The following is a 14,894-nucleotide window of genomic DNA, read 5'->3' on the forward strand; positions in this document are numbered from 1 at the left end:
CCCTGTCCCCCCCCTCCCGGCCCCCCCCCCGGGCCCCTCCCCCCCCCACCACCGCGGGTGGGGGCTTCACCCACTCCCGGCCGGTTGGCGTATCACCCCCCCACGCTCGATGCGTCAGGCAGGGTCGGCGACGGCGGCCTTGAGCCGGACGGCGGGGTCGAGGGCGCGTGCCAGGTCGAGCCGCAGCGGCTCGCCGCGGCTCATCAGGCGGCGCACGCCGCCGACGTCGCGCGGGGAGTCGACGAGCAGGACGGCGCGGACGCCCGCGACGCCGTCGGTGGCCGCGCCGTCGGCGGGGTCGAGGTAGAGGGCCGCCCACGGCCCCTCGCCGGGGGTGCCGCGCAGCACGACCGGGGAGTCCGCGGCGGGCAGGCCGAGCAGGGCCAGGTCGTGGCCGAGCTGCTGGGAGAAGACGTAGGGCGCGTGGCCCCCGCCGTGGGCGCCCTCGACGCCGAGCAGGGCGCGGACGGTCGGGTCCGGGTCGTGCAGGGCGGCCGACCAGTGGCCGCCCGGCACCGTGCCGAAGACGGGGTGCGCGCGCGAGGCGACGTCCCCGACCGCCCACACCCGCGGGTGGCCCGGGACGCGGCCGTCGGCGTCCACGACCAGCGCGCCCCGGGGGTCCAGCGGCAGGGCGCCCGCGAGCCACCCCGAGGCGGGGCGCGCCCCGACGGCGGTGAGCACGAGGTCGGCGGGCACGTGCTCGCCGTCGGCCAGGCGCACCCCGGTGTCGTCGACGGCGGCCACGGCCGCCCCGGTGCGCAGGCGGACCCCCGCGTCGGCGTACCAGCCCGCGAGGCGGGCGCCCACCTCGCGGCCGAGCTGGCGGGAGAGGGGCGCGTCGGCGGCCTCGAGCACCGTGACCTCGGCGCCCGCCTCGGCGGCCACGCCCGCGAGCTCGGCCCCGATCCAGCCCGCCCCCACGATCACGAGCCGCAGGCCCGGGCGCAGCGCGGACCGCAGGGCCTCGGCGTCGGCCGCCGTGTGCAGCAGGGCGGACGCGTCGAAGCCGGGCGGCACCACCGGCACGGACCCGACCGCGAGGACCACGGCGTCCGCCTCGACGCGGTCGCGGGACGTCACGACGGCCACGCCGTCCGGTCCGAGCTCGAGCGCCCGCGCGGGCTCCGCCAGCCGGACGTCGTCGGCGAGCGCCTCGACGTCGACGCCGAGGTCCTCGCTCAGCCACACGGGACCGGGGCGCGTCAACAGCTCCTTGGACAGGGGCGGGCGGTCGTACGGCGGCACCCCCTCCGCGCCGAGCAGCGTGACGCGGCCGTCGAAGCCGTGCGCGCGCAGCGCCGCGACCGTCTGCGCGCCCGCGAGGCCCGCGCCCACCACGACGACCGTGCGCGGCCGGGAGACGGGCTGGGAGGGGGCGGCGGTCGTGGGCTCGGGCACGCTGCTCACCGTAACCCGGTGGCGCTCGCCCTCGGGTCGGGCCGTGCGCGGGTACCGGGGACGGGTGCCCTCCCGACGACGGTAGGCTCGTCTGCCGTGGATCCCCGTGCACTGCCCGACCCTCCCGGAGGGCGCAAGCCCGCGCCCACCTGGCACTCCGTCGAGGCCGAGCACGAGGAGACCCCCCGCGCCGTGCCCGGCCCGGAGCGCGCGATCGTCACGGTGCTGAGCGGGATCGTCCTGGCCGTGCTGCTCGGCGTGCTGGTCGGCGCCCGCCTCGGCACCGGCGTCATCGCGCTCACGCTCGCCGTCGCGGGCACCTGGCGAGCCACCTCCCGGACCGGCCCGGTGGGCCTGGTGGTGCGCAGCCGCGGCTTCGACGTCTTCCTGTGCTGGGCGGCCGCCGTCGTCATCGGGGTGCTGGCACTCACGGCGCCCGGCCTGAGCTGAGCGGCGTCCCCCGGACGCCACGAGGGCCGGCACCCCCGCGGGGATGCCGGCCCTCGTCGTCGTCCGTCGGACCGTGCCGACCGGAGCCGGGGTCAGGCGCGGGGCGCCTCGCCCTTCGGCTCGTCGTCGGACGCGGCGTCCGTGGCACGCTCCTCGGCGTCGGCCTCGGAGGCCGCGGGCAGGGCGCCGTCGTCGACGACGTCGTGCTCGGCGGCGACCCGCTCGGCGTCGACCGGCGTGGTGCGCTCCTCGACCGTCACGGCCGCGTACTCGAACTCGGTGAGCGCGATGGCGGGCACCGGCTGGAAGGCGCGCACGAACAGGGCGGCGAGCGCCGCGCCCACGAGCGGGGCGAGGACGAACACCCACAGCTGGCCCCAGGTCCACCCGCCGCCGAAGACGGCGGAGGCGAACGACCGCGCCGGGTTGAGCGACGCGTTGGTGACGGGCCAGGCGACGATGATCAGCGCGCCGAGGGCCAGGCCGATGACGACCGGGGCGAACGCGGACTTCGAGCGCTTGCTCGTCACGGCGAGGATGATGCCGACGAAGACCGCCGTGACGATCACCTCGACGAGGATCGCGGCCCACATGGTGAACTCGACGGGCGAGCCGCCCTGCTGCGCGGCGGCCGCGGTGAGGGCGCCGGCGGGGGCGTGCGAGCCGAAGCCGTTCGCCGTGCCCTGGAAGAGCTCCGCCTTGGTGGACACCTGGGCGAACGGGAGCAGCGTGTCGGGGATGATCGAGAACATCACGGCCGCGGCCGCGGTGCCGCCCACGAGCTGGGCGACCCAGTACGGCACGAGGTCGCGCCAGGAGGCGCGGCCCGCGAGCGTGACACCGAGGGTCACCGCCGGGTTGAAGTGGCCGCCGGAGACGCCGCCGACCGCGGCGATGGCGCCCATGACGAGGATGCCGCCCGCGAGCGCGACCGTGATGATCTGGCCGTTGTTGAACAGGTTGAACGTGGCGGTGCCGACGATGCCGAGCACCAGCACGAACGTGCCGAAGGCCTCGGCGGCGAGCCGCGCGAACAGGCCGTACTCGATGCTGTCGGCCGCGGGCTCGACGTCGACCGAAGCCGTACCGCCCTCGGCGGCGATGTCCTGGGACATGAGGGTCCTTCTCTGTTCGGGAGACGGGCGTCTCGGTTCGCCCCCGCTCGGAGGGCCGGTCGTGCGTGACCGGCCTCGCAGGCCGGCAGCGCGGGCATGCTTCCACCGTGGTCTGAACGGTTGCTGAGCGCGGGCCGACGGTGGCGCTGCTCGCACCGTACCGCGCGTCGTCCCAGGTCGCGCTCCGCCACGGCCGTCGGCGCGCCGGTCGGAGGCCGCTCGGACGCTCTCGGCGGGCGCCGCCGTGCCACGGTGCGGAACGGCGGTCGACCCCGGCGCCCGGCTGCGTCAGAGTAGGGGCATGACCACACCAGTGAACGTCACCGTCACCGGGGCGGCGGGCCAGATCGGGTACGCGCTGCTCTTCCGGATCGCGTCGGGCGCGATGCTCGGCCCCGACACCCCCGTGCGGCTGCGGCTGCTGGAGATCCCGCAGGCGGTGAAGGCGGCCGAGGGCACCGCCATGGAGCTCGACGACTGCGCCTTCCCGCTGCTCGACGGGATCGACATCCACGACGACCCGACGGCCGGCTTCGCGGGCACCAACATCGCGCTGCTGGTGGGCGCGCGCCCGCGCGGCCCGGGCATGGAGCGGGCCGACCTGCTCGAGGCGAACGGCGGCATCTTCGGGCCGCAGGGCAAGGCCATCAACGCGGGCGCGGCGGACGACGTGCGCGTGCTCGTCGTGGGCAACCCGGCGAACACGAACGCGCTGATCGCGGCGTCGAACGCGCCCGACGTGCCGAAGGACCGGTTCACGGCGATGACGCGCCTGGACCACAACCGCGCCCTGTCGCAGCTCGCGAGGCGGGCCGACGTGCCGGTCTCGCAGGTGCGCCGGGTCACCATCTGGGGCAACCACTCGGCCAGCCAGTACCCGGACGTCTTCCACGCCGACGTCGCCGGCACCCCGGGCGCCCGGTACGCGGACGAGGACAGGCTGTGGCTCGCGGACGACTTCATCCCGACCGTCGCCAAGCGCGGCGCGGCGATCATCGAGGCGCGGGGCGCGTCGTCGGCCGCGTCGGCCGCGAACGCGGCGATCGACCACGTGCGCGACTGGGTGCTCGGCACGCCCGAGGGCGACTGGACCAGCGCCGGCCTGTGGTCGACGGGCCAGTACGGCGTGCCCGAGGGCCTCGTCTCGTCGTTCCCGGTGACGTCGTCGGGCGGCGCCTGGGAGGTCGTCGAGGGCCTGGAGCTCGACGGGTTCTCCCGGGAGCGCATGACCGCCAGCGTGGCGGAGCTCGCCGAGGAGCGGGACGCGGTGCGGGCGCTGGGCCTGATCTGACCCGGCCATGGCCCCCGACGCGGGCCCGGGTCCGGCGCACCTCGGCGCCGGGACCGGGCCCGCGTCGTCCCCGCGATAAAGAGGCGCGGGGCGTCGGTGGGCCCGCATAGGCTTCTCGGGCCATGATCGACGCCTCTGCCGCGCGCGCGGACCACGACCAGACGACTGCCTCCACCGCCCCCGACGACCCGTCCCGTCGTCTCGACTGGCGGCGCCTGCGCGGCCCCGTGGCCGCGGTCGCGCTGGTCGCGCTCGCGCTCGGGGCGGTGGGTGCCGCGCTCGGCACGGTCGTCGCGGGCCGCCTCGCGCAGGACCCGACGACGGGTCTGCTCCTGCTGCTCACGGCCTGCGTGGTCGGCGCCGCCCTGTTCGACGCGGCCGGGCAGGTCGTGTGGGCGGGCGTCGTCGACCGGGCCGAGGGCCGGCTGCGCGGGGACCTGCTGACGGCGGCGCTGCACCAGCCGCTCGCCACGCTGACGGAGCAGGCGGTGGGTGAGGTGCTCGACCGCGTCGACGACGACACGCACGCCGTCGGCACGCTGGTGCGCCGCCAGCTCTGGGGCGCGGGCCGCACCGTGGTGGGCGTCGTGCCCATGTACGTGGTGGCCGGCATCACGTGGTGGCCGGCGTGGCTGCTGTTCCCCGTGCTCGGCGCGCTGGCCGGGCTCCTCGTGCGGCCGATGCTGGGCGAGATCGCCCGCCGCAAGGTGATCGAGGAGGCCGCCTGGACCGACCACGCGGCGGCGTTCGAGGAGTCGGTCGCCGCCCGGGACGACCTGCGCACCAGCCTCGGCCAGCCGTTCGCGATCCGCCGCCTGGCGCAGCGCTCGGCGGACGTGCACCGCAAGTTCGCCGCCGTCGTGACGGTCGAGTCCAGGATGCTGCGTCGCGCCGGGCTGGTCCTGGCCTCGCTGCTCGCGGGCGTGGCCGTGGCGGGCGCCGCCCTGGCCGCGGGCGGGGAGCTGCCCGTCCAGGACCTCGTCACGCTGTTCCTGGTGACCGCCATGTTCGTGGGCCAGGTGGACAACCTCATCCACCACCTGCCGGACATCCAGGAGGGCCTCGGCGCGATCACGCGCATCAAGCAGATGCTCGGCGTCGAGCCGGAGCCGACGGGCGGGCGCGACCTGCCCGAGGGCCCTGTCGGCATCGAGCTGCGCGACCTGCACTTCTCCTACGCCGAGGGCACGTTCGCGCTGCAGGGCGTGAACCTGCGCGTCCCGGCGGGGCAGACCGTGGCGCTCGTCGGGCGCACCGGCTCGGGCAAGTCGACGCTCGCGTCGCTGCTGTCGCGCGCCGTCGAGCCGGAGCCCGGCACGGTCCTCCTGGGCGGCGTCGACGTCCGCGACCTCGACCTGCAGAAGCTGCGCGCCGCGGTGGGCGTCGTGACGCAGCGCACCGAGATCCTCGCCGGCACCCTGGCCGAGAACATCGCCCTGTTCGCCGACGTCCCGCGGGAGGACGTCGAGGCGGCCGTGCGCGAGCTGCGCCTGGACGCCTGGGTGTCGGGCCTGCCCGACGGGCTGGACACCTTGCTCGGGCCGGGCGGCACCTCGCTGTCGGCGGGGGAGGAGCAGCTCGTCGCCTTCGCGCGCCTGCTGGTGCGCGACGTGCAGGTCGTCGTGCTCGACGAGGCCACCGCGCGCATGGACCCCCTGACCGAGGCGCGCGTCGTCGCCGCGTCCGAGCGGCTGCTCGCCGGCCGCACGGGCGTGCTCGTCGCGCACCGCCTCACGACCATCGAGCGCGCGGACCTGCTCGCGGCGCTCGACCACGGGCGCGTCGTGCAGCAGGGCCCCCGGGCCCGGCTCGCGCGCGAGGACGGCCCGTACCGCGACCTGCTCCTGGCGAGCGACGCGGCCGAGGCGCCCGTCGCGAGCGCCGGTGCCGCCGAGGAGGTGGCGTCGGCGCTGACCGCGCACGAGGCGGCGCCGTCGACCGCGCACGACGTGGGCGGGAAGCGCCGCCGGGGCGCGGCGCCGGACCTCGCCGACCCGGGCGAGGGGCCGAGCCTGGCGCGCGGCGTGCTGCACGCGCTGTTCGTGCGGCCCGCGTGGGGCGTGGTCGGCGCGCTGCTGTTCCTCGTGGCCAGCCTCGTCTCCGCGCAGGGCGCGCTGACCGGGTTCCTCTGGGGGCAGGCGGTCGAGGGCCTCGACGAGGGCTTCCCGACCGCGCTCATGGTGTCCTTCGCGGTGCTGCTCGTCGTCGCGCCGCTGGCCCTCGCGTGGGCGCTGTTCGTGTACCCGCGCTGGTGGGTGGAGGTGCTGCTGCGCGTGCGGATGGCGGTCATGGCCGGCCAGACGCGCCAGGAGCGGCTGCGCGCCACCCCGCCCGGCGAGGTCGTGGCCCGGTCGATGGACGCGGACCGGTTCGTGCGGTACGCGGACCGCTGGGTGGACTTCGTCAACGGACTCGTCATCGCGGGCGTCACCGCGCTGCTCAGCGGGTCGCTGCTGGCGGGCGGCGTGCTGCTCGCCGTCATGGTCGTGTCGGCCGCGGCGTCGGCGATCGGCCGCCCCATCGCGGGTCGTTCGGCCACCCGCTCGTCGGCGGCGCGCGCCCGCTTCGGCCGCGCCCTGGTCTCGACGCTCGACTCCGCGCGCACGGTGAAGCTCGCCGCGCGCACCCCCGAGGTGCACGCGCACCTGCGGCAGGTGGACGGCGGCCGCGTGCGCGCCGCGATCTTCGAGCACCGCGTGCAGGCGGCGCTGGACGGCGTCCCGATGATCATGGTGCAGCTCGGTGTCGTCGCCGCGTGGGCGGGCCTGCTCACGGGCACGTGGGGGCTCGCGACGGCGCTGCTGGTCGCGAACGCCGTGAACGGGTTCGGGTGGTTCGGCGTGGTCGCGGGCGCGGTCGTGACGGAGGCGCCGGGCACCCGGTCGTGGCAGCGCGCCACGGGCCGCTTCGCCGCGGGCGCCGACCTCATGGACCTCCCGGCGGGCGTCGACCTTCTCACGGGGGACGCCCCGCTGCCGGCGGCCGGCCCGCGCCAGGCGCTGGAGCGGCTGCGCCTCGAGGGCGTCACGGCCGTGCACGACGACGGCACCATCGGCGTCTCCGGCGTCGACCTGGAGGTGCGGCGCGGCGAGCTCGTGCTGCTGCTCGGGCAGGTGGGGTCGGGCAAGTCGAGCCTGTTGTCCGCGCTCAGCGGCCTGATGGAGCACACCGGGTCCATCCGCTGGAACGGGCAGGACGTCGCCGACGCCCAGGCCTTCCTGCGGCCCGGGCAGGTGGCGCACGTCGCGCAGGTGCCGCGCGTGCTGTCGGGCACGTTCACGGAGAACGTCCGCCTGGACCACGAGCGGGACGTCGACGGCCCGGTCGCGGCCGCGCGGCTGGGCCAGGACGTCGCGGAGGCCGGCGGCCCGGACGCGCTGGTCGGGCACCGCGGGGTGCGGCTGTCCGGCGGGCAGGTGCAGCGCCTGGCGCTCGCCCGCGCGCTGGCGACCGACGCCGAGCTGCTGCTCGCCGACGACGTCTCCAGCGCCCTGGACGCCACCACCGAGATCGAGCTGTGGGCGTCGCTGCGCGAGCGGGGCACCACGGTGGTCGGCGCGACGTCCAAGCGCGCGGCCCTGTCGCGCGCCGACCGGGTCGTCGTCCTCGCCGACGGCGAGGTCGCGGAGGTCGGGCCGTGGCACGAGCTCGCCCCGCGCTGGGGGCACCTGGCCGGCTGATCGGCTGCCGAGCAGCCCGCCGACCAGGCGAGAGAGGCCCGTCCGGACCACCGGGCGGGCCTCTTTCGCGCGCCCGGGGCCGATGCCCCGAACCGTTGCTGCAACCTTGCAGCAACGGTACAGTCGCGTCGGGTCGCGGCCTCGCGCGCCCGGACGACGAAGGAGTCCTCCCATGCATCGTGCTGGACCGGCACCTGCCTCCAGACGGCCCGCGACCCGCACCGCGGCGTCGCTGACCGCCGTCGCACTGACCGTCCCCGCGCTGTCGGCGGGCCTGGCCGGCCTGGCCGTGTCGACGGCCCCGGCGGCCGGCGCCGCGGACCGTACCGCGACGCTGGTCGGGAGCCTGCAGACCGAGCTGGGCTGCGCCCAGGACTGGGACCCGACCTGCGCCGCGTCGGCGCTGGCGCCCGCCGGCGACGGCACGTTCAGCGCCGACGTCGACCTGCCCGCGGGCACGTACGAGTACAAGGTCGCGCTCGACGGGGCGTGGGACGAGTCCTACGGTCGCGAGGGCACGGACGAGAACGCCCCGCTGGTGCTGGGCGGCGACGCGCGCGTGCGCGTCACCTACGACGACGCGACCCACCGCATCGCGCTGACCCCGCTGACGCTGGCGGCCGGGTACGACGACGCCGCGGACGCCGACCTGGTGGTGCCGCCGGTGCGGCAGGCGGGCTCCGACGAGCGGTTCTACTTCGTCATGACGGACCGGTTCGCCAACGGCGACACCGGCAACGACACGGGCGGCATCGAGGGCGACCGGCTGGACCACGGCTTCGACCCGACGGACAAGGGCTTCTACCAGGGCGGCGACATCGCCGGGCTGCGCCAGAGGCTCGACTACGTCGCGGGCCTGGGCACCACCGCGATCTGGCTCACGCCGTCGTTCCTCAACCGGCCCGTGCAGGGCGCGGGTGCCGACGCGAGCGCGGGGTACCACGGCTACTGGATCACCGACTTCACGCGGATCGACCCGCACCTGGGCACCAACGACGAGCTGCGCGCGCTGATCGACGAGGCCCACGCCCAGGGCATCAAGGTCTACTTCGACATCATCACCAACCACACGGCCGACGTCATCGACTACGCCGAGGGCGAGTACGGCTACGTCGACCAGGCCACCTCGCCGTACACCGACGCCGCCGGGACGGCGTTCGACCCGGCCGACGTGGCGGGCAGCGACGACTTCCCGGAGCTGGACGCCGCGACGTCGTTCCCCTACACGCCGGTGGTCGCCCCCGAGGACGCGGACGTCAAGGTCCCCGCGTGGCTCAACGACCCGACGCTCTACCACAACCGCGGCAACTCGACGTGGACGGGGGAGTCGGTGACCTACGGCGACTTCGACGGCCTGGACGACCTCATGACGGAGGACCCGCGCGTCGTGCAGGGCTTCGTCGACGTGTACGACGACTGGATCGACCTGGGCATCGACGGCTTCCGCATCGACACGGTCAAGCACGTGAACCCGGAGTTCTGGGAGACGTGGTCGGCCGAGGTCATGGACTACGCCCACTCCCGCGGCAAGGACGACTTCTTCATGTTCGGCGAGGTGTACGACGCCGACTCCGCGAAGACGTCGCCGTACGTGCGCGACACGGACATGAGCTCCGTGCTCGACTTCTCCTTCCAGGCGGCGGCGACCAGCTACGCGAGCGGCAACAGCGCCCGCGGCCTGGCGAGCCTGTACGCGAGCGACGACCGGTACACGACGCCGACGAAGTCGGCGTCCGCGCTGCCGACGTTCCTCGGCAACCACGACATGGGCCGCGTCGGGTACATGCTCGCCGGCACGGACGAGCCGCTGGCGCGCGACGAGCTCGCCCACGACCTCATGTACCTCACGCGCGGCCAGCCGGTGGTCTACTACGGCGACGAGCAGGGCTTCGCCGGCACCGGCGGCGACAAGGACGCGCGGCAGACGCTGTTCGCCACCCGGGTGGACGCGTACGCCGACCAGCCGCTGGTCACGGGCGAGCAGGCGGGCAGCGTGGACCGGTACGCCACCGACGCCCCGCTGTACGCGCACATCGCCGAGCTCGCGGCGCTGCGCGAGGCGCACCCGGCGCTCGCGACCGGCGCGCAGGTCGAGCGGTACGCGGAGAACGGCGCGGGGATCTACGCCTTCAGCCGGGTGGACCGCGACGAGAAGGTCGAGCACCTGGTGGCCGTGAACAACGCGGCACAGGCCAAGGACGCCACGTTCGCCACCCTCACGCCGGGCGCCACCTACGAGGTGCTGTACGGGGCGCTCGGCGGGGACCAGGCGACCGTCACAGCGGACGACGCCGGCGAGATCTCCCTGCGCGTGCCCGCGACGTCGGCCGTCGTGCTGCGCGCGGACCGCGAGGTCGGCGCGGGCTCCGACGGCACGCTCGAGGTCGCCGTCCCCGCGGCGGGCGCGGCCGTGACGGGCACCGCCGCCGTCGCGGCCGACGTCGACGACGACGCGTGGGCGGAGACGTCCTTCGCGTGGCGCGCCGTCGGCACCGACGCGTGGCACGCCCTCGGCACCGCCGAGGACACCACGCCCCGGGTCTTCCACGACACGAAGGGCCTGGCCGAGGGCACGCTGGTGGAGTACCGCGCCGTGACGCAGGACGCCGACGGCGACCGCACCGCCTCCTCGACCTTCGCCTCGGTGGGCGTGGACGTCTCCGGGACCGCCGGGGACGCCGAGCCCGAGCCCGACGTCGACATGGTCGTCGTGGCGGGCAGCCACAACAGCGAGATGGGCTGCGCCGGCGACTGGACCCCGGACTGCGAGGGCGCGCGCCTGACGAAGCGCCCCGACGGCGTGTGGGCCGGCACCTTCGACCTGCCCGCCGGCGACTACGAGTACAAGGTCGCGGTGAACGGGTCCTGGGCCGTCAACTACGGCGTCGGGGGGGTGCGCGACGGCGGCAACGCCGCGTACTCCCACGACGGCGGCAAGGTCACCTTCTACTGGGACCCGGTGAGCCACGACTTCTCGTCCACCGCGCAGGGCCCGGTCGTGACGCTGGCCGGGTCGTTCCAGGACCAGGTCGGCTGCCGGAGCGGTACGGGGGAACCGGCGTCGTGGGCGCCCGACTGCCTCGCGTCGTGGCTCAAGGACCCGGACGGCGACGGCACGTACACGTGGTCCACGGACAAGCTGGCCGCGGGCGCGTACGAGGCGAAGGTGGCGCACGGTCTCAGCTGGGCCGAGAACTACGGCGTCGGCGGCGCGCGCGACGGCGCCAACTACTCCTTCAGCGTGGGCGACGGCGAGACGGTGGCGTTCTCCTACGACCTCGCCACCCACGTGCTGGAGATCGGCGTCGAGAACCCGCCGCTGCCCGGCGCCGGGCAGCAGGCCGCGCACTGGGTCCGCCAGGGCCTCGTGCTCGCGCCCGGGAACCTCGGGTCCGGCGACGGCTGGACGCTGTGGACGGCGCCGGAGGGCGGCCTGGCGGTCGTCGACGGCCAGGTCCGCGGGACGGACGGCGGCGACCTCCCCGACGGGGCCGCGTCCTACGACCTGACGGCGGCCGGGGACGTGCCCGACGACGTCGCGCGCGACTTCCCGGCGCTCGCGGGCCATACGGCGCTCGCGCCGGTGGACGACGACGGGGAGCCGCTGGGCCGCGCCGCGGCCGAGAAGCTCCTCACCGGCCAGCTTCTCGTGACGCGGGAGTCGGGCGACGGGCTCACGGCCGCCACCGGCGTGCAGGTCCCGGGGGTCCTCGACGACCTGTACAGCAAGGCGGCGTCGAAGCGTACGTTCGGCGTGGAGGTGCACCCCAGCGGCAGGTGGGCGTCGTTCGCGCTGTGGGCGCCGACGGCGAAGGACGTCGACGTGCTGGTCTGGCCCGCCGGCCGCGACCCGGGTGCCGACCCCGAGCGGTTCGACGCGGTCCGGGAGCGGGACGGCTCGTGGACGCTCGACGGGAAGAAGGCCGCGAAGCGGCTGGCCTGGAGCGGCGCCCGGTACCGGTACGCGGTGCGCGTGTACGTGCCGAGCACGGGGAAGGTCGAGACGAACGTCGTCACGGACCCGTACTCGCACGCCCTCACGCTCGACTCGACGCACTCGGTGGTCGTGGACCTCGACGACAGGGCGTGGCAGCCGAAGGTCTGGCGCACCACCCCGCAGCCGGTGGTCGAGCGGGCCGTGGACCAGACGATCTACGAGCTGCACGTGCGCGACTTCTCGATCTCCGACGCGACGGTGCCGGCGAAGGAGCGCGGCACCTATCTGGCGTTCGCGCAGAAGCGCTCGGACGGCATGCGGCACCTGCGCGAGCTGGCGGACGCCGGCATGACGACGGTGCACCTGCTGCCCACGTTCGACATCGCGACGATCCCCGAGGACCGCGCGGACCAGGCGACCACGGGCGACCTGTCCGGGTTCGCGCCCGACGGCGAGGAGCAGCAGGCGGCGGTCGCCGAGGTCGCGGCGGGCGACGGCTTCAACTGGGGCTACGACCCCCTGCACTACAGCGTGCCCGAGGGCTCGTACGCCGTGGCGGCGGACGGTGGCGCGCGCGTGGCCGAGTTCCGCACGATGGTGGGCTCGCTGCACGACGCGGGCCTGCAGGTGGTGCTGGACCAGGTGTTCAACCACACGGCGGCGAGCGGGCAGGACGCGAAGAGCGTGCTGGACCGGGTCGTGCCGGGCTACTACCAGCGGCTGAACCCCACGACCGGGGCGGTCGAGACCAGCACGTGCTGCCAGAACGTGGCCACGGAGCACGCGATGGCCGAGCAGCTCATGGTCGACTCGGTGGTCACGTGGGCCCGCGACTACAAGGTGGACGGCTTCCGCTTCGACCTCATGGGCCACCACTCGCGGGAGAACATGCTCGCCGTGCGGCGGGCCCTCGACGCCCTGACGGTGCGCAGGGACGGCGTCGACGGCTCGGCGGTCTACCTCTACGGCGAGGGCTGGAACTTCGGCGAGGTCGCTGACGACGCCCTGTTCACGCAGGCCACGCAGGGGCAGCTGGGCGGCACCGGGATCGGGACGTTCAGCGACCGGCTGCGGGACGCGGTGCACGGCGGGTCGCCGGTCGCCGGCGGCTCGCGGTTCGCGCAGGGCTTCGGCACGGGCCTGTTCACGGACCCGAACGGCCGCGAGGCCAGCGCGGGGAACGGCGGCAGCGTCAACGACGGTTCCGACGACGAGCGCGCCGACCTCGGCCACCAGACGGACCTGGTGCGCCTGGGCCTGGCGGGCAACCTGCGCGACCTCGCGTTCCGGGCGTCGGACGACGGGGCCGGCGAGACGACGCGGGGCGAGGACCTCGACTACCGCGGCGCCCCCGCGGGGTACGCGGACTCGCCGGAGGAGGTGGTCACGTACGTCGACGCGCACGACAACGAGACGCTCTTCGACCTGCTGACGCTGAAGCTGCCGCGGGAGACGTCGATGCGCGACCGCGTGCGGATGAACACGGTGTCGCTGGCGACGACGGCCCTGGCCCAGACCCCGTCGTTCTGGCACGCGGGCACGGACCTGCTCCGCTCGAAGTCGCTGGACCGCAACTCCTACGACTCGGGCGACTGGTTCAACGCGATCGACTGGTCGGGGCGGGACAACGGCTTCGGCCGCGGCCTGCCGCCGGCGGCGGACAACTCCGACGCCTGGCCGGTCATGGCCCCGCTCCTCGCGGACCCGGCGCTCAAGCCGGCGCCTTCGGACATCGCGACGGCCTCGACGGCGTCGCGCGAGCTGCTCGAGCTGCGCTCGTCGACGGACCTGTTCCGGCTGGGCAGCGCCCGGCTGATCGAGCAGAAGGTGTCGTTCCCGGGCTCCGGCCCGGACGCGACCCCGGGCGTGGTCGCCATGGCGGTGGACGACACGGTGGGCCGCGACGTCGACCGCCGGCTGGACGGGCTGCTGACGGTCTTCAACGCCTCGCCGAAGGCCGTGACGCTCGACCTGTCCGAGCTCGCGGGGCGCGGCTTCCGGCTGTCGGCGGTGCAGCGGTCGGGCGCCGACCCGGTCGTGAAGCAGACACGGTGGGACGCCCGGACGGGCACGGTCACCGTGCCCGCGCGGACCGTCGCGGTGCTGGAGGACCCGCACGGGCGATGACGGTGGCGAGCGCGAAGGGTAAGGAGTAACTTACCGTTCGTGGCTGCTTACCAAGAGGCTCTCGACGCGCTCGGCGACCCGACCCGCCGGGCCGTCGTGGAGCACCTGGCCGCCGGCCCCGCCTCCGTCGCGGAGGTGGCCGCCGCGCTGCCCGTGAGCCGCCCGGCCGTGTCGCAGCACCTGCGGGTGCTGCGCGCGGCCGGGCTCGTCGCCTTCGAGACCGTGGGCACCCGTCACCTGTACCGCCTCGACGCGGCCGGGTTCGACGCCCTGCGCGCGTGGCTCGACGGCTTCTGGTCGGACGTGCTGGGCGCCTTCGCCGCCCACGCCGACGAGGCTGCCGGCAGCGGTGCCGGCAGGGAGGGAGGGGCATGATGTCCACCGACGACGTGCTGCGCAGGTCCGTCACCGTCACGCCGGGCCCGGAGGACGCGTTCCGGCTGTTCACCGCGGGCCTGGGGGAGTGGTGGCCGCTCGCCACCCACTCCGTGGGCCGCGAGGGCTCCCGTGGCGTGGTGCTCGAGCCCGGCGTGGGCGGCCGGCTCGTGGAGACGCTCCCGGACGGCGGCGCCGCCGTCTGGGGCACCGTCACCGCATGGGACCCGCCCCGGCGGGTCGCGTTCACGTGGCACCCGGGCACGCCGGAGGCCGAGGCGACCCAGGTCGAGGTGACGTTCCGGCCGGACGGGTCCGGGACGGTCGTCGAGCTCGCCCACTCGGGGTGGGCGCGCCGGACGGACGGCGACCGGGCGCGGGTCTCGTACGGCTCCGGGTGGCGGCTCGTGCTGGGCGCGTTCGCCGAGCGCGCGGGTACATTGCCTTCAGAGGGTGAAGAAAAGCAGGGGCAGGCCGGACCGGAGCGCGGTGCGCCTCGCGCCCAGCCCTAGACTGCG

8 protein-coding genes are annotated in these 14,894 nt (G+C 75.5%); 6 read left to right on the forward strand and 2 right to left on the reverse strand.

Annotated elements, in window-relative coordinates; genetic code table 11:
• Positions 1 to 114 precede the first annotated feature (114 nt).
• Entirely contained in the window at positions 115 to 1,401 is a 1,287-nt protein-coding gene (locus ACFU9A_RS08040) for an NAD(P)/FAD-dependent oxidoreductase (RefSeq protein ID WP_430574704.1), read from the reverse strand.
• A gap of 96 nt (positions 1,402 to 1,497) precedes the next feature.
• Here ACFU9A_RS08040 and ACFU9A_RS08045 point away from each other — a divergent pair, with 96 nt between their 5' ends.
• Complete coding sequence (locus ACFU9A_RS08045; protein WP_430574705.1) at positions 1,498 to 1,851, forward strand: DUF3017 domain-containing protein; 354 nt, start codon at positions 1,498 to 1,500, stop codon at positions 1,849 to 1,851.
• A 92-nt stretch (positions 1,852 to 1,943) separates the two neighbouring features.
• On the opposite strand, the gene ACFU9A_RS08050 is transcribed toward ACFU9A_RS08045, so the two are convergent.
• Positions 1,944 to 2,966: an MIP/aquaporin family protein gene (locus ACFU9A_RS08050; protein WP_430574706.1), complete on the reverse strand. Its 1,023-nt coding sequence runs from the start codon at positions 2,964 to 2,966 to the stop codon at positions 1,944 to 1,946.
• Between the two features lie 301 nt (positions 2,967 to 3,267).
• Between ACFU9A_RS08050 and ACFU9A_RS08055 the strand changes: the two genes are divergently transcribed.
• The 5 genes from ACFU9A_RS08055 (at position 3,268) to ACFU9A_RS08075 (ending at position 14,888) form a co-directional block, all read left to right on the forward strand.
• Positions 3,268 to 4,257, forward strand: a complete 990-nt coding sequence (locus tag ACFU9A_RS08055) for a malate dehydrogenase (RefSeq protein ID WP_430574707.1) — start codon at positions 3,268 to 3,270, stop codon at positions 4,255 to 4,257.
• Between the two features lie 122 nt (positions 4,258 to 4,379).
• A complete protein-coding gene (locus ACFU9A_RS08060; RefSeq protein ID WP_430574708.1) occupies positions 4,380 to 7,937 on the forward strand; it encodes an ATP-binding cassette domain-containing protein in 3,558 nt (1,185 codons plus the stop codon).
• A 172-nt stretch (positions 7,938 to 8,109) separates the two neighbouring features.
• A complete protein-coding gene (pulA, locus tag ACFU9A_RS08065) occupies positions 8,110 to 14,001 on the forward strand; it encodes a pullulanase-type alpha-1,6-glucosidase (protein ID WP_430574709.1) in 5,892 nt (1,963 codons plus the stop codon).
• Positions 14,002 to 14,040: 39 nt separating this feature from the next.
• Complete coding sequence (locus ACFU9A_RS08070; protein ID WP_430574710.1) at positions 14,041 to 14,376, forward strand: ArsR/SmtB family transcription factor; 336 nt, start codon at positions 14,041 to 14,043, stop codon at positions 14,374 to 14,376.
• On the forward strand, positions 14,376 to 14,888 hold the full coding sequence (locus ACFU9A_RS08075; protein WP_430574711.1) for an SRPBCC domain-containing protein: 513 nt from the start codon (positions 14,376 to 14,378) through the stop codon (positions 14,886 to 14,888). The genes ACFU9A_RS08070 and ACFU9A_RS08075 overlap by 1 nt, the downstream gene beginning before the upstream one ends.
• Positions 14,889 to 14,894 lie beyond the last annotated feature (6 nt).

The sequence above is a fragment of the Isoptericola sp. NPDC057653 genome, from assembly GCF_042799955.1.
Taxonomy (GTDB): domain Bacteria; phylum Actinomycetota; class Actinomycetes; order Actinomycetales; family Cellulomonadaceae; genus Isoptericola.

Bases quoted from the DNA above. Each gene is read 5' to 3' on its own strand.
- ACFU9A_RS08060 (WP_430574708.1), top strand. From the start codon at position 4,380: ATGATCGACGCCTCTGCCGCGCGCGCGGACCACGACCAGACGACTGCC.
- ACFU9A_RS08075 (WP_430574711.1), top strand. From the start codon at position 14,376: ATGTCCACCGACGACGTGCTGCGCAGGTCCGTCACCGTCACGCCGGGC.
- ACFU9A_RS08055 (WP_430574707.1), top strand. From the start codon at position 3,268: ATGACCACACCAGTGAACGTCACCGTCACCGGGGCGGCGGGCCAGATC.
- pulA (WP_430574709.1), top strand. From the start codon at position 8,110: ATGCATCGTGCTGGACCGGCACCTGCCTCCAGACGGCCCGCGACCCGC.
- ACFU9A_RS08050 (WP_430574706.1), bottom strand. From the start codon at position 2,966: ATGTCCCAGGACATCGCCGCCGAGGGCGGTACGGCTTCGGTCGACGTC.